The sequence below is a fragment of the Streptomyces sp. NPDC005899 genome, from assembly GCF_040629645.1.
In the GTDB taxonomy this organism is placed as follows: Bacteria; Actinomycetota; Actinomycetes; order Streptomycetales; family Streptomycetaceae; genus Streptomyces.
The window spans coordinates 1-15,004 of sequence record NZ_JBEXWB010000144.1 but is presented as its reverse complement, the minus strand read 5'-3'; the positions used below and the strand labels follow the sequence as shown (position 1 = coordinate 15,004).

The window sequence follows — 15,004 nt, the reverse complement described above, 5'->3', positions numbered from 1 at the left end:
AACTCCCCCACGCGGCGCTCGATGCCGTCGTGCTGGTGCCCCCCCCCCTGAGTGCTCCCCCCGCACAACAGGGTCCGCCGGCCGGGCGGGGGCGCGCACACCACCCCCCCCCCCCCCGCCCGTCGCCCTGTGCTCTACCCGTCGGTAGCATCCTGTCCATGGCAGAGACGGCGAAGACGGCAGAGTCCGCGAACCAGCAGGACGACGGCAGGCGGGCGGCCCGCGCGGAGCGCAAGGCCGCCAAGCTCGCCAGGGAGATCGGCGCCTTCGGCAAGGCGCACGGCGGCGTGGAGGGACACCTCGCCCACCTCGGCCAGATGGGCACCCGCATCGTGCTCGTCGGCGAGGACGGCGCCTGGGGCGACCTGGTCGCCCCCTCCCACGCCGTGGCGGAGAGCGCCGCGGGGAAGGCGGGTCTCACCCTGCACGAGGCGTTCGACGGGGAGTTCGCGGCGAAGGTCCGCACCGGCCCGTACGAGTGGTCGCGCATGGCCGGCATCCAGGTGGGCGGCCACTGACCGCTCCCGACGACGCGGAGGGCCTCCGCCGTACCCGGCAGGCGGGTACGGCGGAGGCCCTCGTGCGTGACGGGGTCCCGGGGGCGGCGCTCAGCCCGCGGGCGCGTGTTCCGGCAGCGGCGCGGCCGGCGGGGCGGGGACGGCCGCCTGCGCCGCCGGGCGCTCCCGCAGCGACAGCAGCACCCGCAGGACGGCGATCCACAGCAGGGCCGAGCCCAGCATGTGAAGGCCGACGAGGATCTCGGGTACGTCGTTGAAGTACTGCACGTAACCGATGCCGCCCTGCGCCACCAGGACGATCAGCAGGTCACGGGCGCGCGCCCGGGTGTCGGTGGGGGCGTCGACGACGCGCAGGGCGAACCACAGGGCGAGGGCCAGGACGCAGACGGCCCAGGCGGCGACGGCGTGCACGTGCGCGGCGGCGCTCCAGTCCCAGGGCATCCGCGGTACGTCGCTGCTGTCACCGGCGTGCTTGCCCGAGCCGGTGACGGTGGTGCCCAGCACGATCAGGACGGCCGTGGTGGCCACGAGGGCCCAGGAGAGCCGCCGCACGGGGCGTGGGGCGCGCGGGCGCGGGGTGCCGTCGCCCTCGCCGATCCGGACCCAGGTCAGGACGGCCACCGTGAGCAGGCAGTTGGCGAGCAGGAAGTGCCCGGCCACCGACCACGGGTTGAGGCCGGCCCAGACCGTGATGCCGCCGATCACGGCGTTCCCCATCACCAGCCAGAACTGCGACCACGCCAGCCGGGTGAGACCGCGCCGGCGGGGCTTGACGGAGCGCGCCGCGACGATCGCCCAGCCGACCGCGGCCGACAGGACGTAGGTGAGCATCCGGTTGCCGAACTCGATGGCGCCGTGCAGACCCTGCTCCGGCGTGGCGAAGAGGCTGTCGTCGGTGCACTTGGGCCAGGTGTCGCAGCCCAGGCCGGAACCGGTCAGCCGGACCGCGCCGCCGGTGACGATGATGAAGACGCTCATCACCACCGCGGCCAGGGCGGCACGCTTGGCGGTCCGCACCGACGGTGTCCAGCGCTTGGCGATGTAGGAGATGGGGGTTTCCACGCGCACCATCGTAGGCAACGGCTTGTGCATGTTTTCACGAGGGGTGCCCATTCCCGGATGACCGGGACATCGGCCCTGGCCCCCGCTCACTCCCAGCGGAAGAACCTCGCCGCCGCGCCCAGCCCGAGCACGGCCCACACCGCCAGGATCCCGAGGTCGCCCCACGGCATGGCGGAACCGTGCTGGAGGACGTCCCTGAGCCCGCCGGACAGCGCCGAGATCGGCAACAGCTCCAGGACGGACCGGGCGGCGTCCGGGAACCTGTCGAGCGGCACGATCACCCCGCCGCCCACCAGGAGCAGCAGGAAGACCAGGTTGGCCGCCGCCAGCGTCGCCTCGGCCTTCAGCGTCCCCGCCATCAGCAGCCCCAGGCCGGAGAAGGCCACGGTGCCGAGCAGGAGGAGCAGCAGCACGGCGACCGGTCCGCCCTCGGGCGACCAGCCGAGCGCGAAGGCGATCACCGTGAGCAGGGCGACCTGGAGCACCTCGGTGACCAGCACCGAGGCGGTCTTCGCCGCCATCAGGCCCCAGCGCGGCAGCGGCGAGGCCGCCAGCCGCTTGAGGACCCCGTAGCGCCGCTCGAAGCCCGTCGCGATGGCCTGTCCGGTGAAGGCCGTGGACATCACCGCGAGGGCGAGGACGCCCGGCGCCAGGAAGTCGACCGGCTCGCCGGTGCCCGTGTCGACGATGTCGACCGCGCTGAACAGGACCAGCAGCAGCGTCGGGATGACCACCGTCAGCAGCAGCTGCTCGCCGTTGCGCAGCAGCATCCGGGTCTCCAGCGCGGCCTGCGCGGCGATCATGCGGGGCAGTGGGGCGGCGCCGGGGCGCGGGGTGTACGTACCGGCGCTCATGCGCGCAGCTCCTTGCCGGTCAGTTCGAGGAAGACGTCCTCGAGGGTGTGCCGCTCCACCGCGATGCCGTCCGGCATCACGCCGTGCTGCGCGCACCAGGAGGTCACGGTGGCCAGCAGCTCCGGGTCGATCCGGCCGGTGATGCGGTAGGTGCCCGTCGTGAGCTCGGCCGCCTCGCTGCCGTCGGGCAGCGCCGTGAGCAGCGAGCCGAGGTCCAGGCCGGGGCGGCCGGTGAAGCGCAGGGTGTTCTCGGCGCCGCCGCGCCGCAGCTGCTCGGGGCTGCCCTGGGCGATGACGCGGCCCGCGTCGATGACGGCGACGTCGTCGGCGAGCTCCTCGGCCTCGTCCATGAAGTGGGTGGTCAGGACGATCGACACGCCGTCCGAGCGGAGTTCCCGTACGAGGTCCCAGGTGGAGCGGCGGGCCTGCGGGTCGAGGCCCGCGGTCGGCTCGTCCAGGAAGACCAGCTCGGGGCGGCCGACGACGGCCGTGGCGAGGGCCAGGCGCTGCTGCTGGCCACCGGAGAGCCTGCGGTAGGTCGTCCGGCCGCAGCCGCCGAGGCCCAGGCGTTCGATCAGGGCGTCGACGTCGAGGGGGTGGGCGTGCAGCTTCGCCATGTGGCGCAGCATCTCGTCGGCGCGGGCGCCGGAGTACACGCCGCCGGACTGGAGCATGACGCCGATGCGCGGGCGCAGCTCGGCGGCGTCGGCGACCGGGTCGAGGCCGAGGACCCGGACCGTGCCCTCGTCCGGGCGGCGGTAGCCCTCGCACGTCTCGACGGTGGTGGTCTTGCCGGCGCCGTTGGGTCCGAGGACCGCGGTGACCGCGCCCGCCGTGACCTCCAGGTCGAGGCCGTCCACCGCGGTCTTGCGGCCGTACCGCTTGACCAGGCCGGTCACCTGTACGACCTGCCGGCCGGACTCGCTGCTCATGGCGGGCAAGTCTAGGCGGGGCGGTGCGGGCCGCCGCGCGGCGGGTTCCCCGGGGCGCCGGCCCCGGGCGGCCCGACCTGCGGCGTCGTGCGGTGATCATCGTTTCCGCAGGTCAACTTAGGTCTGCCTAAGTGATGAAGCGCACCGCGCCCGGTGAGGGGGCGGGTTGTCAGCCTCGGCGGAATTACGCAACAATGGCGTTGTGAAATACACGGGCGAGGCTCCCCAGGAGGAACTCGCGACCGGTGAGCGCTCCACGCGCAACCGGGTCGCGCGCTCCATCCTGGACCACGGCCCGTCCACGGCGGCCGACCTCGCCGAGCGCGTCGGTCTCACCCAGGCGGCCGTACGCCGCCATCTCGACGCCCTCGTCTCCGACGGTGTCGTCGAGGCCCGTGAGCAGCGGGTGTACGGCACGCGGACCCGCGGCCGGCCGGCCAAGGTGTTCGCCCTGACCGACTGCGGCCGGGACGCCTTCGACCAGTCCTACGACAAGCTCGCCGCCGACGCGCTGCGCTGGATCGCCGAGACGGCGGGGGACGAGGCGGTCGTCGCCTTCGCCCGCGCCCGGATGGCCGCCCAGTCGGAGGCCTACCGCGCGGCGGTCGAGGCGGCGGACCCGCAGGCGCGCACCGAGGCGCTCGCCAGGGCCCTGTCCGCCGACGGGTACGCTGCGACGGCGCGCAGCGCGCCGGCCCCCCAGCAGGGCGAGCAGCTGTGCCAGCACCACTGCCCGGTCGCCCACGTCGCCGAGCAGTTCCCGCAGCTGTGCGAGGCGGAGACGGAGTTCTTCTCCAGCCTGCTCGGGACGCACGTGCAGCGTCTCGCCACCCTCGCCCACGGCGACGGCGTGTGCACGACGTTCGTCCCGCGCAGCGGCCCCGCGGCACCACAGACTTCACAGACCACCCCATCAGCATCATCTGCAAGCACGGCCGGGAGGAACCCCGCATGACGCTCCCCACGGAGACTGCCCACCCTGAGCTCGAGGGTCTGGGTACGTACGAATTCGGCTGGGCCGACTCCGACGCGGCAGGCGCGGCGGCGAAGCGCGGCCTCTCCGAAGCTGTCGTCCGCGACATCTCGGAGAAGAAGAACGAGCCCGAGTGGATGCTCAAGCTCCGCCTCAAGGGCCTGAAGCTGTTCGGCAAGAAGCCCATGCCGAACTGGGGCTCCGACCTGTCGGGCATCGACTTCGACAACATCAAGTACTTCGTGCGGTCCACGGAGAAGCAGGCGGAGTCCTGGGAGGACCTGCCCGAGGAGATCAAGAACACCTACGACAAGCTCGGCATCCCGGAGGCGGAGAAGCAGCGCCTGGTCGCCGGTGTCGCCGCGCAGTACGAGTCCGAGGTGGTCTACCACCAGATCAACGAGGAGCTCGAGGCGCAGGGTGTCATCTTCATGGACACCGACACGGCGCTGAAGGAGCACCCGGAGCTCTTCAAGGAGTACTTCGGCACCGTCATCCCCGTCGGTGACAACAAGTTCGCCTCGCTGAACTCCGCGGTGTGGTCCGGCGGCTCGTTCATCTACGTGCCGAAGGGCGTGCACGTCGAGATCCCGCTCCAGGCCTACTTCCGTATCAACACGGAGAACATGGGCCAGTTCGAGCGGACGCTGATCATCGTCGACGAGGACGCCTACGTCCACTACGTCGAGGGCTGTACCGCGCCGATCTACTCCTCGGACTCGCTGCACTCCGCGGTCGTCGAGATCATCGTGAAGAAGGGCGGCCGCTGCCGCTACACGACCATCCAGAACTGGTCGAACAACGTCTACAACCTCGTCACCAAGCGCGCCGTGGCGTACGAGGGCGCGACCATGGAGTGGGTCGACGGCAACATCGGCTCCAAGGTCACCATGAAGTACCCGGCCGTCTACCTGATGGGCGAGCACGCCAAGGGCGAGACGCTGTCCATCGCCTTCGCGGGTGAGGGCCAGCACCAGGACGCGGGCGCCAAGATGGTTCACATGGCCCCGAACACCTCGTCCAACATCGTCTCCAAGTCGGTGGCGCGAGGCGGCGGCCGCACCTCCTACCGCGGTCTGATCGAGATCGGCGAGGGCGCGCCGGGCTCGAAGTCCAACGTGCTGTGCGACGCGCTGCTGGTCGACACCATCTCCCGCTCGGACACGTACCCGTACGTCGACGTCCGCGAGGACGACGTGTCGATGGGCCACGAGGCGACCGTCTCCAAGGTCTCCGAGGACCAGCTCTTCTACCTCATGAGCCGCGGACTCACCGAGTTCGAGGCCATGGCGATGATCGTGCGCGGCTTCGTCGAGCCGATCGCCAAGGAACTGCCCATGGAGTACGCCCTGGAGCTCAACCGGCTGATCGAGCTGCAGATGGAGGGATCGGTCGGCTAGTACGCCCGCCGACCGCGTCCCGAAGAGTTCTTGACTGAGAAAGCGAGCACCACGACAGCCATGGCTGAGGCTCAGAACATCCCGGCCGGTTCGACGACCGCCGGTTCCATCGCGGTGGCCGCCGAGTCCACCGTCGCCACGCGCATGAGCGCGCCCCCGTCCTTCGACGTCGCGGACTTCCCGGTCCCGCACGGCCGCGAGGAGGAGTGGCGGTTCACGCCGCTGGAGCGGCTGCGCGGACTGCACGACGGCACCGCCGTCGCCACCGGTGACGGTGTCAAGGTCGTCGTCGAGGCGCCCGCGGGCGTCACGGTCGAGACCGTGGGCCGCGACGACGCGCGCCTCGGCAGGGCCGGCGCGCCGGTGGACCGGGTCGCCGCCCAGGCGTACTCCTCCTTCCGGCAGGCCTCGGTCGTCACGGTCGCCAAGGAGGCCGTGCTCACCGAGCCGGTCCGGATCGCCGTGCACGGCCAGGGCGGCGTCGCCTACGGCCACCAGGTGATCGAGCTGGGTGCCTTCGCCGAGGCCGTCGTGGTCATCGACCACACCGGTGACGCGGTGCTCGCCGCCAACGTCGACTACATCCTGGGGGACGGCGCCAAGCTGACCGTCGTCTCCGTCCAGGACTGGGACGAGGACGCCGTCCACGTCGGCCAGCACAACGCGCTGGTCGGCCGGGACGCCTCCTTCAGGTCCGTCGTCGTCACCTTCGGCGGCGACCTGGTCCGCCTCCACCCGCGGATCGCGTACGCGGGCCCCGGCGGTGAGGCCGAGCTCTTCGGCCTGTACTTCACCGACAAGGGCCAGCACCAGGAGCACCGCCTCCTGGTCGACCACAACACCCCGCACTGCAAGTCCAACGTGGCCTACAAGGGCGCGCTCCAGGGCGACGGCGCACACGCCGTCTGGATCGGCGACGTCCTCATCCAGGCCGCGGCCGAGGGCACCGACACCTACGAGATGAACCGCAACCTGGTTCTGACCGACGGTGCCCGGGTCGACTCCGTGCCCAACCTGGAGATCGAGACCGGCGAGATCGTCGGGGCCGGACACGCCTCGGCGACCGGCCGCTTCGACGACGAGCAGCTGTTCTACCTGCAGTCCCGCGGTATCCCGGAGGAGGAGGCCCGCAGGCTCGTCGTGCGCGGCTTCTTCGCCGAACTGGTCCAGCAGATCGGCCTGCCCGACGTCGAGGCCCGTCTCCTCGACAAGATCGAGGCCGAGCTGAAGGCGTCGGTCTGATGGCCTTCGTCCGCGCCTGTGCGCTGAGCGAGCTGGAGGACGACACCCCGAAGCGGGTGGAGCTCGACGGCACGCCCGTCTCCGTCGTCCGCACCGAGGGCGAGGTGTTCGCGATCAACGACATCTGCTCGCACGCGAACGTCTCGCTGTCGGAGGGCGAGGTGGAGGACTGCATGATCGAGTGCTGGCTGCACGGCTCGAGCTTCGACCTGCGCACCGGCAAGCCGTCCGGCCTTCCCGCGACGCGCCCCGTCCCCGTATACCCCGTAAAGATCGAAGGGGACGATGTGCTCGTCTCCGTCACCCAGGAGTCCTGAGTCACCCATGGCAACGCTTGAAATCCGCGACCTGCACGTCTCCGTCGAGGCCGACAACGCCACGAAGGAGATCCTCAAGGGCGTCGACCTGACCGTGAAGCAGGGCGAGACCCACGCCATCATGGGCCCCAACGGGTCCGGCAAGTCCACCCTCGCCTACTCGCTGGCGGGTCACCCCAAGTACACGATCACGAGTGGCACGGTGACCCTGGACGGCGAGGACGTCCTGGAGATGTCCGTCGACGAGCGGGCCCGCGCCGGCCTGTTCCTCGCCATGCAGTACCCCGTCGAGATCCCCGGCGTCTCGGTCTCCAACTTCCTGCGCACCTCCGCCACCGCCGTCCGCGGCGAGGCCCCCAAGCTGCGGACGTGGGTGAAGGAGGTCAAGGAGACGATGGCCGGCCTCCAGATGGACCCGTCCTTCGCCGAGCGCAACGTCAACGAGGGCTTCTCCGGCGGTGAGAAGAAGCGCCACGAGATCCTCCAGCTGGAGCTCCTCAAGCCGAAGATCGCCGTCCTCGACGAGACCGACTCCGGTCTGGACGTCGACGCCCTGCGCGTCGTCTCCGAGGGCGTCAACCGGGTCCGCGAGAGCGGCGAGGTCGGCACCCTGCTGATCACGCACTACACGCGGATCCTCCGCTACATCAAGCCCGACTTCGTGCACGTCTTCGCCAACGGCCGCATCGCCGAGTCCGGTGGTGCCGAGCTGGCCGACAAGCTGGAGAACGAGGGCTACGAGGCATACGTGAAGGGTGGCGCTTCCGCGTGACTGACGCCCGACCGGGGCTCTCCGGCCTCCTCGACACCGAGGCGATCCGCAAGGACTTCCCGATCCTGGACCGCACGGTCCACGACGGCAAGAAGATCGTTTACCTGGACAGCGCGGCGACCTCGCAGAAGCCGCGCCAGGTCCTCGACGCGCTCAACGAGTACTACGAGCGGCACAACGCCAACGTCCACCGCGGTGTGTACACGATCGCGGAGGAGGCCACCGCGCTGTACGAAGGCGCCCGTGACAAGGTCGCGGCCTTCATCAACGCACCCAGCCGCAACGAGGTGATCTTCACCAAGAACGCCTCGGAGTCGCTCAACCTCGTGGCGAACATGCTCGGCTGGGCGGACGAGCCCTACCGGGTCGACAGTGACACCGAGATCGTCACCACCGAGATGGAGCACCACTCCAACATCGTGCCGTGGCAGCTGCTCTCGCAGCGCACGGGCGCGAAGCTGAAGTGGTTCGGCATCACGGACGACGGCCGCCTCGACCTGTCGAACATCGACGAGATCATCACGGAGAAGACGAAGATCGTCTCCTTCACGCTGGTCTCCAACATCATGGGCACCCACAACCCGGTCGAGAAGATCATCCGCCGTGCCCAGCAGGTCGGCGCCCTGGTCTGCATCGACGCCTCGCAGGCCGCCCCGCACATGGTGCTCGACGTGCAGGCGCTGCAGGCCGACTTCGTGGCCTTCACCGGCCACAAGATGGTCGGCCCGACGGGCATCGGCGTGCTGTGGGGCCGGCAGGAGCTCCTCGAGGACCTGCCGCCGTTCCTCGGTGGCGGCGAGATGATCGAGACCGTGTCGATGCACTCCTCGACCTACGCCCCGGCGCCGCACAAGTTCGAGGCCGGTACGCCCCCGATCGCGCAGGCCGTCGGCCTGGGCGCGGCCGTGGACTACCTCTCGGCCATCGGTATGGAGAACATCCACCGCCACGAGCAGGCGATCACCGCGTACGCGATCAAGCGGCTCCTGGAGGTCCCCGACCTGCGGATCATCGGTCCGGCGACGGCCGAGGACCGCGGTGCGACGATCTCCTTCACGCTCGGCGACATCCACCCGCACGACGTCGGCCAGGTCCTGGACGAGCTGGGCATCGCCGTCCGGGTCGGGCACCACTGCGCGCGGCCGGTCTGCCTGCGGTACGGAATTCCTGCGACGACGCGAGCGTCGTTCTACCTGTACTCCACGCCCGCCGAGGTCGACGCCCTGGTGGACGGGCTCGAACACGTGCGCAACTTTTTCGGTTAGACGGCAGAGGGTTGACTGGTGAAGCTTGACTCGATGTACCAGGAAGTGATCCTGGACCACTACAAGCACCCCCACGGGCGTGGCCTGCGGGACGGCGACGCCGAGGTGCACCACGTCAACCCGACGTGCGGCGACGAGATCACGCTCCGCGTGAGGTATGACGGCGAGACGATCGCCGACGTCAGTTACGAGGGCCAGGGCTGTTCCATCAGCCAGGCCAGCGCCTCCGTGCTCAACGAGCTGCTGGTGGGCAAGGAGCTGGACGACGCGCGGAAGATCCAGGAGACGTTCCTGGAGCTGATGCAGTCCAAGGGTCAGCTGGAGCCGGACGACGCGATGGAGGAGGTGCTGGAGGACGCCGTCGCGTTCGCCGGTGTCTCCAAGTACCCGGCCCGGGTCAAGTGCGCGCTGCTGAGTTGGATGGCGTGGAAGGACGCGACGGCGCAGGCGCTGTCCGAAGGGAAGACGGCATGAGCGACAACGAGACTCTCACCACCAAGCCGGCCTCCGAGGAGGAGGTCCGCGAGGCGCTGTACGACGTCGTCGACCCCGAGCTGGGTATCGACGTCGTCAATCTGGGCCTGATCTACGGCATCCACATCGACGACGCCAACATCGCCACCCTCGACATGACCCTGACGTCCGCGGCGTGCCCGCTGACCGACGTCATCGAGGACCAGGCGAAGTCCGCGACCGACGGCATCGTCAGCGAGCTCCGGATCAACTGGGTCTGGATGCCGCCGTGGGGCCCGGACAAGATCACGGACGACGGCCGCGAGCAGCTCCGCGCGCTGGGCTTCAACGTCTGAGTCGCGTCTACGGCGTACGGCCATGCTCCCGAGGCAGACTCGGGGCATGGCCGTTCGCATGTACCACATCGCCGTCGACACCCACGACCTGCCGTCGCTGGCCCGTTTCTGGTGCGGGGTGCTGGACTGGCGGATCCTCTTCGAGGCCGACGACGAGATCGTCATCGGCGCCGACGAGACCGCGCTGCCCGGCATGTGCTTCCTCCCCGTGCCCGAGGGCAAGGCGGGCAAGAACCGGCTGCACCTCGACCTGGCCCCCGACGACCAGGCCGCCGAGGTCGAGCGGATCCTCGGGCTCGGGGCCCGGCGGGTGGACGTGGGGCAGGGGGAGGACGTCACCTGGGTGGTGCTCGCCGACCCGGAGGGCAACGAGTTCTGCGTGCTGCGGCCGAAGACGTCGCTGGTGGACTGAGCCCGTGGGCCGGCCCGCAGGGCCGGACTACCCCTGCGGCGCGGCCCCGTACGGGGAGCCGCCCGGTTGTGCGCCGGCGCCGTAGCCGTACGGGAAGGGTTGCGGCGGGACGCCCGCCGCCTCGGCCAGGACCGGGCCGAGGTCCTCCGTCCGGATGCGCCGGTCGACGTAGAGCAGGCCGGCCACCAGCTGCGGGAACGTGGTGGAGATGATCTGGCTCGCCAGCTGCCCCAGCATCGTCGCGACGAGGTAGCCGCTCATCGCGACGACGAGCGCCGTGGCGCTCGGGTCGTCGCCCAGCGACGAGGTGCCGATGAAGCCGGGGAACACGCCGAGGACCGAGAACGGCATCTGGATGACGTAGCCGGCGGCGGCCGCCATGGTGCCGGCCAGCAGCGTGATGCCGAAGATCCGCCACCAGTCGCCGCGCACCAGCTGGGCGGAGCGGCGAAGCGCGGCCAGGGGGCCCTGCCCCTCGAAGACCACGGCCGCCGGCGCCAGGCAGAACTTTATCCAGAGCCAGACGGCCACCGGGCCGGTCACCAGGACGCCGAGGAACCCGAGGGCCACGGCGGTGGCCGCGCCGCCCCCGCCGTCGGCCGTGATGACGCTGACGGACACCCCGAGGACCGCGACCGCCACGAGGGCCACCGGCACGACGGCGATCAGGGCCGTGAGGACCAGGGCGCCGATCACGGGTGCGACGCGGCTCCAGGCCCTGGACCACACCGCCCCGAAGGCGACGGGCCTGCCCAGCACCGCTTCCTGCAGGACCGCCGGGACGGCCGCGTACATGAGGCCCGAGACGACGGCCATCGTGACGACGGCCAGCAGCGCGAGGACGCAGAGAGCCGTCACCAGCGACACGACGTCGGCCGAGGCGGCCTCCTCGTCGTAGTCGAGGGAGACCACCCGTTCCAGCGGGCCGTCGACCGCGGAGTAGGCGATGGCGACCGCCGCCGCCATGAGCACGAGCGCCCCGCCGTACAGGACACCCGCCATGCCGAACAACGGCTTCCAGTACCTGCCCATCGTCGAGAACGCGCCGTTGAGGACGTCCCCGAGCTTCAGGGGCGCGAGCGGTATCACCCCCGGCTTCGGCGGCGGCGTCCAGCCACCCCAACCGGGTGCTCCCGGGGGCCCGCCGTACGGAGCTCCGCCGTACGGCGCGCCACCGTACGCGCCGCCGCCCCACCCTGCGTCCTGCGCCACTGCCGCTCCGTCTGTTGTTGTCCGACGATCATCCGGTCCTACCGGTCGGGACACCGTAGCGTCCCGCGCCCGGGCCGCACCCGGCCAGGGCGGACCGGAGCGGTGACGGGCGGCGCCGTGTACGGCCGTACACAGCGATGTGTACGCTCGTACGCATGGGATACGGACTGCTCGCCCTGGCCATCGCCGCCGAGGTGACCGGCACGACGGCCATGAAGTACAGCGAAGGCTTCACCAGGCTCTGGCCCTCGCTCGTCACGGTCGTGGGTTACGTGCTGGCGTTCGCGCTGCTCGCCCGGACCCTCAAGACGCTCTCCGTGGGCACCGCCTATGCGATCTGGGCCGGAGTGGGCACCGCGGCCGTCGCAGCCATCGGCGTGCTGTGGATGGGGGAGTCCGCGGGCTGGGCGAAGCTGACCGGCATCGCGCTGATCGTCGTGGGCGTCGTGGTGCTCAATCTCGGCGGAGCCCACTGATGGCGCGCCGCCACGACCCCGGGCGGCGCGAGCGGATCATCGACGCGGCCATCCGCGTCGTGGCGGCCGAGGGGATCGCCGGGCTCAGTCACCGGACCGTGGCCGCCGAGGCCGACGTGCCGCTCGGCTCGACCACGTACCACTTCGCCTCCCTCGACGAACTGCTGGTCGCCGCCCTGCGCCGGTGCAACGAGTCCTTCGTCCGGACGGTGCGGGAGAGCCCGTACCTCCTCGATCCCGCGGTCCCGCTCGCCGACGGGCTGACCCGGCTGGCGGGGGAGTGGTTCGCGGCGGGGCGCGGGCCGCTGGAGCTGGAGTACGAGCTGTACCTCGCGGCCCTGCGCCGGCCCGCCCTGCGGCCGGTCGCCACCGAGTGGGCCGACGCGCTCGCCGCCCTGCTCGCCGACCGCACCGACCGGGCGACCGCCCGGGCACTGGCGGCCCTGCTGGACGGGATCTGCCTGGGAGTGCTGCTCGGCGGCGGCGACTTCGACGCGGCCTGGACCCGGGAGATGCTGGGCCGGATCGTGGCGGGGGCCCCGGGCGCCGAGGGGCCGCCCGGGCCCACGGGGCGGCGCGCCGCGCGGAGGCTCCCGGCCGATGAGACCGGTTCGCCCGAGCGGGGTCCGGGCGGTTAGGTTCTCCTCATGACCGACACGACTTCCCAGGGCCCCGCCCGCACCACCGGCGCCGTCGCCGCCGGCCTCGCCACCATCGCCGGTGACGGCACCGTCCTCGACACCTGGTTCCCAGCCCCCGAGCTCGTCGACGGCCCCGGCCCGGCCGGCACGCAGCGCCTGACCGCCGAGGAGGCGGTCAACCGCCTCGGTGCGGGTGCGGCCGAGGCCGTCGGGGTGGACGCGCGCCGCGGGGTGGAGGTCGTCGCCGTGGCCACGGTCATCTCCTCGCTCGAGGACAAGCCGCTCGACGCGCACGACACGTACCTGCGGCTGCACCTGCTCTCCCACCGCCTCGTCCAGCCGCACGGACAGAACCTCGACGGCATCTTCGGCCACCTCGCCAACGTCGCCTGGACGTCACTCGGTCCGGTGGCCGTGGAGGACCTGGAGAAGGTCCGGCTCAACGCCCGCGCCGAGGGATTGCACCTCCAGGTCACCTCGGTCGACAAGTTCCCCCGGATGACGGACTACGTCGCCCCCAAGGGCGTCCGCATCGCCGACGCCGACCGGGTCAGGCTCGGGGCGCACCTGGCCGCCGGTACGACCGTGATGCACGAGGGCTTCGTCAACTTCAACGCCGGCACGCTCGGCACCTCCATGGTCGAGGGCCGCATCTCCGCGGGCGTCGTCATCGGTGACGGCTCCGACATCGGCGGCGGGGCGTCCACCATGGGCACCCTCTCGGGCGGCGGCAAGGAGCGCATCACCATCGGCGAGCGCTGCCTGGTCGGTGCCGAGGCGGGCGTCGGCATCGCGCTCGGCGACGAGTGCGTCGTCGAGGCCGGCCTCTACGTCACGGCCGGCACCCGCGTCACGATGCCCGACGGGCAGGTCGTCAAGGCCCGGGAGCTCTCCGGTGCCTCGAACATCCTCTTCCGCCGCAACTCGGTCACCGGCACCGTCGAGGCCCGCCCGAACAACGCGGTCTGGGGCGGGCTCAACGACGTCCTGCACGCCCACAACTAGTCCTCGGCGGCGAGCAGTTCCTCGTACACTCCGCGCAGCCCGGCGATCGCGCCGCGGTCGGCGGGCTGCAGCGGTTCGCGGACCGGGCCGGCCCCGAGCAGTGCCTTCGCCGTGACCGTGCCGGGGAGGCCCGAGGCCATCATGGCCTCCACCAGGCCGGCGATGCGCCCGTTGAGGCGGGCGGCCCCGGTGGTGTCCCCGGCGTCGAACGCGTCCAGGACGGCCCGCATCCGGCGCGGGACGACGTTGGCGACGGTGCTGACGTAGCCGGCCGCGCCGAGTGCGTAGAGCGGGAGGTTCAGCTCCTCGCAGCCCGAGTACCAGGCGAGCGGCGTCCGTGCCATCAGCCTGGTCGCCGCGAGCAGGTCGTACGAGCAGTCCTTGACCGCCACGACGCGCGGGTGTTCGGCCAGCCGGGCCATCGTGTCCGGTTCGATCCTCGTCCCGGTGCGGCCCGGGATGTCGTACAGCATCAGCGGGAGCCCGGTGGCGTCGGCGACCCGGAGGAAGTGCGCCTCCACGGCGGCCTGCGGCGGCCGGCTGTAGTACGGCGTCACGACCAGGAGCCCGTCGGCGCCCGCCGCCTCGGCGTCCCGCGCCAGCCGGACGGTGTGCCGGGTGTCGGAGCTGCCGACCCCGGCGACGAGCGGGATCCCGTCCCCCACCGCCTCCCGGACCGCCCGCAGCAAGGCGGTCTTCTCCTCGTCGGTCGTGGTCGGGGACTCGCCCGTGGTGCCGCTGAGCACGAGGCCGTCGCAGCCGTCCGCCACCAGGCCGAGCGCGTGGGCCCGGGCGGCTTCCCGATCCAGTTCCCCCTCCACGGTGAACGGCGTGATCATGGCGCAGAGGGTGCGGCCGAAGGGCCTGTGCGGTGTCATGTCCGCAGTGTCGGGGGACCCGTTCCCCCAGGTCCAGTAAGTTCTGCTCGGGGTGACGGCGAAGCGGCGCTGAACGATCGCCACCCGTGCCCCGTCTGGCATGATCGAACGCGCAAGCGACGGACCGTTCCAGGGGTGGGGTACACGGCGATGCGCATCAGGACGACGATCCCGGCGGCCGCGCTGGTGGCCTCCACGCTGGTGCTCTCGGGCTGTGCGGGCTTCCTCGTCCCCGC

At 71.4% G+C, this 15,004-nt stretch carries 18 protein-coding genes; 13 read left to right on the top strand and 5 right to left on the bottom strand.

Going from position 1 to position 15,004, the window contains the following annotated elements:
* Nucleotides 1–158 precede the first annotated feature (158 nt).
* Nucleotides 159–518 carry a hypothetical protein gene (locus ABZ371_RS17685; RefSeq protein ID WP_358680046.1) on the top strand — a complete coding sequence of 120 codons (360 nt, stop codon included), beginning with the start codon at nt 159–161 and terminating at the stop codon, nt 516–518.
* Nucleotides 519–608: 90 nt separating this feature from the next.
* Here the strand turns inward: ABZ371_RS17685 and ABZ371_RS17680 are convergent, their stop codons facing one another.
* The 3 genes from ABZ371_RS17680 to ABZ371_RS17670 form a co-directional block, all read right to left on the bottom strand.
* A complete protein-coding gene (locus tag ABZ371_RS17680; protein WP_358680043.1) occupies nt 609–1,589 on the bottom strand; it encodes a COX15/CtaA family protein in 981 nt (326 codons plus the stop codon).
* Between the two features lie 77 nt (nt 1,590–1,666).
* Nucleotides 1,667–2,434, bottom strand: coding sequence for an ABC transporter permease (locus ABZ371_RS17675; RefSeq protein WP_358680040.1), 768 nt, complete (start codon nt 2,432–2,434; stop codon nt 1,667–1,669).
* Nucleotides 2,431–3,366, bottom strand: coding sequence for an ABC transporter ATP-binding protein (locus tag ABZ371_RS17670; protein WP_358680037.1), 936 nt, complete (start codon nt 3,364–3,366; stop codon nt 2,431–2,433). The genes ABZ371_RS17675 and ABZ371_RS17670 overlap by 4 nt, the downstream gene beginning before the upstream one ends.
* Nucleotides 3,367–3,568: 202 nt before the next feature.
* Here ABZ371_RS17670 and ABZ371_RS17665 point away from each other — a divergent pair, with 202 nt between their 5' ends.
* Genes ABZ371_RS17665 through ABZ371_RS17625 form a run of 9 tightly spaced genes read left to right on the top strand, consistent with a single transcriptional unit; the run spans nt 3,569 to nt 10,556 of the window.
* Complete coding sequence (locus ABZ371_RS17665; RefSeq protein WP_358680034.1) at nt 3,569–4,321, top strand: metalloregulator ArsR/SmtB family transcription factor; 753 nt, start codon at nt 3,569–3,571, stop codon at nt 4,319–4,321.
* A complete protein-coding gene (gene sufB / locus ABZ371_RS17660; protein ID WP_358680031.1) occupies nt 4,318–5,739 on the top strand; it encodes a Fe-S cluster assembly protein SufB in 1,422 nt (473 codons plus the stop codon). Before ABZ371_RS17665 ends, sufB begins: the two co-directional genes overlap by 4 nt.
* Before the next feature lie 60 nt (nt 5,740–5,799).
* On the top strand, nt 5,800–6,981 hold the full coding sequence (gene sufD, locus ABZ371_RS17655; protein WP_358680029.1) for a Fe-S cluster assembly protein SufD: 1,182 nt from the start codon (nt 5,800–5,802) through the stop codon (nt 6,979–6,981).
* A complete protein-coding gene (locus tag ABZ371_RS17650) occupies nt 6,981–7,298 on the top strand; it encodes a bifunctional 3-phenylpropionate/cinnamic acid dioxygenase ferredoxin subunit (protein ID WP_239222943.1) in 318 nt (105 codons plus the stop codon). Before sufD ends, ABZ371_RS17650 begins: the two co-directional genes overlap by 1 nt.
* A gap of 7 nt (nt 7,299–7,305) precedes the next feature.
* A complete protein-coding gene (gene sufC, locus ABZ371_RS17645) occupies nt 7,306–8,070 on the top strand; it encodes a Fe-S cluster assembly ATPase SufC (protein WP_358680027.1) in 765 nt (254 codons plus the stop codon).
* Nucleotides 8,067–9,335 carry a cysteine desulfurase gene (locus ABZ371_RS17640; RefSeq protein ID WP_358680025.1) on the top strand — a complete coding sequence of 423 codons (1,269 nt, stop codon included), beginning with the start codon at nt 8,067–8,069 and terminating at the stop codon, nt 9,333–9,335. The genes sufC and ABZ371_RS17640 overlap by 4 nt, the downstream gene beginning before the upstream one ends.
* A gap of 18 nt (nt 9,336–9,353) precedes the next feature.
* Nucleotides 9,354–9,809: a Fe-S cluster assembly sulfur transfer protein SufU gene (sufU, locus tag ABZ371_RS17635; protein WP_358680022.1), complete on the top strand. Its 456-nt coding sequence runs from the start codon at nt 9,354–9,356 to the stop codon at nt 9,807–9,809.
* Nucleotides 9,806–10,144, top strand: a complete 339-nt coding sequence (locus ABZ371_RS17630) for a metal-sulfur cluster assembly factor (RefSeq protein WP_030974666.1) — start codon at nt 9,806–9,808, stop codon at nt 10,142–10,144. The genes sufU and ABZ371_RS17630 overlap by 4 nt, the downstream gene beginning before the upstream one ends.
* A gap of 46 nt (nt 10,145–10,190) precedes the next feature.
* Nucleotides 10,191–10,556, top strand: coding sequence for a VOC family protein (locus ABZ371_RS17625; RefSeq protein WP_358680019.1), 366 nt, complete (start codon nt 10,191–10,193; stop codon nt 10,554–10,556).
* 27 nt (nt 10,557–10,583) lie between these two features.
* Here the strand turns inward: ABZ371_RS17625 and ABZ371_RS17620 are convergent, their stop codons facing one another.
* Entirely contained in the window at nt 10,584–11,768 is a 1,185-nt protein-coding gene (locus ABZ371_RS17620) for a hypothetical protein (RefSeq protein ID WP_358680016.1), read from the bottom strand.
* Nucleotides 11,769–11,905: 137 nt separating this feature from the next.
* Here ABZ371_RS17620 and ABZ371_RS17615 point away from each other — a divergent pair, with 137 nt between their 5' ends.
* From ABZ371_RS17615 to dapD, 3 genes are read left to right on the top strand one after another with little or no spacing between them, the layout of a single operon-like run.
* Nucleotides 11,906–12,244: a multidrug efflux SMR transporter gene (locus ABZ371_RS17615; RefSeq protein ID WP_358680014.1), complete on the top strand. Its 339-nt coding sequence runs from the start codon at nt 11,906–11,908 to the stop codon at nt 12,242–12,244.
* A complete protein-coding gene (locus ABZ371_RS17610) occupies nt 12,244–12,882 on the top strand; it encodes a TetR family transcriptional regulator (protein WP_358680011.1) in 639 nt (212 codons plus the stop codon). The genes ABZ371_RS17615 and ABZ371_RS17610 overlap by 1 nt, the downstream gene beginning before the upstream one ends.
* 9 nt (nt 12,883–12,891) lie before the next feature.
* Entirely contained in the window at nt 12,892–13,890 is a 999-nt protein-coding gene (dapD, locus tag ABZ371_RS17605; protein ID WP_358680008.1) for a 2,3,4,5-tetrahydropyridine-2,6-dicarboxylate N-succinyltransferase, read from the top strand.
* Here the strand turns inward: dapD and dapA are convergent.
* Nucleotides 13,887–14,768 carry a 4-hydroxy-tetrahydrodipicolinate synthase gene (dapA, locus tag ABZ371_RS17600; protein WP_358680005.1) on the bottom strand — a complete coding sequence of 294 codons (882 nt, stop codon included), beginning with the start codon at nt 14,766–14,768 and terminating at the stop codon, nt 13,887–13,889. The genes dapD and dapA overlap by 4 nt on opposite strands.
* Nucleotides 14,769–15,004 lie beyond the last annotated feature (236 nt).

Coding starts and splice junctions, on each gene's coding strand:
- ABZ371_RS17685 (WP_358680046.1), top strand. CDS start 159: ATGGCAGAGACGGCGAAGACGGCAGAGTCCGCGAACCAGCAGGACGAC.
- sufB (WP_358680031.1), top strand. CDS start 4,318: ATGACGCTCCCCACGGAGACTGCCCACCCTGAGCTCGAGGGTCTGGGT.
- sufD (WP_358680029.1), top strand. CDS start 5,800: ATGGCTGAGGCTCAGAACATCCCGGCCGGTTCGACGACCGCCGGTTCC.
- sufC (WP_358680027.1), top strand. CDS start 7,306: ATGGCAACGCTTGAAATCCGCGACCTGCACGTCTCCGTCGAGGCCGAC.
- ABZ371_RS17625 (WP_358680019.1), top strand. CDS start 10,191: ATGGCCGTTCGCATGTACCACATCGCCGTCGACACCCACGACCTGCCG.
- ABZ371_RS17675 (WP_358680040.1), bottom strand. CDS start 2,434: ATGAGCGCCGGTACGTACACCCCGCGCCCCGGCGCCGCCCCACTGCCC.
- ABZ371_RS17630 (WP_030974666.1), top strand. CDS start 9,806: ATGAGCGACAACGAGACTCTCACCACCAAGCCGGCCTCCGAGGAGGAG.
- ABZ371_RS17650 (WP_239222943.1), top strand. CDS start 6,981: ATGGCCTTCGTCCGCGCCTGTGCGCTGAGCGAGCTGGAGGACGACACC.
- dapA (WP_358680005.1), bottom strand. CDS start 14,768: ATGACACCGCACAGGCCCTTCGGCCGCACCCTCTGCGCCATGATCACG.
- ABZ371_RS17610 (WP_358680011.1), top strand. CDS start 12,244: ATGGCGCGCCGCCACGACCCCGGGCGGCGCGAGCGGATCATCGACGCG.
- dapD (WP_358680008.1), top strand. CDS start 12,892: ATGACCGACACGACTTCCCAGGGCCCCGCCCGCACCACCGGCGCCGTC.
- ABZ371_RS17615 (WP_358680014.1), top strand. CDS start 11,906: ATGTGTACGCTCGTACGCATGGGATACGGACTGCTCGCCCTGGCCATC.
- ABZ371_RS17670 (WP_358680037.1), bottom strand. CDS start 3,366: ATGAGCAGCGAGTCCGGCCGGCAGGTCGTACAGGTGACCGGCCTGGTC.
- ABZ371_RS17680 (WP_358680043.1), bottom strand. CDS start 1,589: ATGGTGCGCGTGGAAACCCCCATCTCCTACATCGCCAAGCGCTGGACA.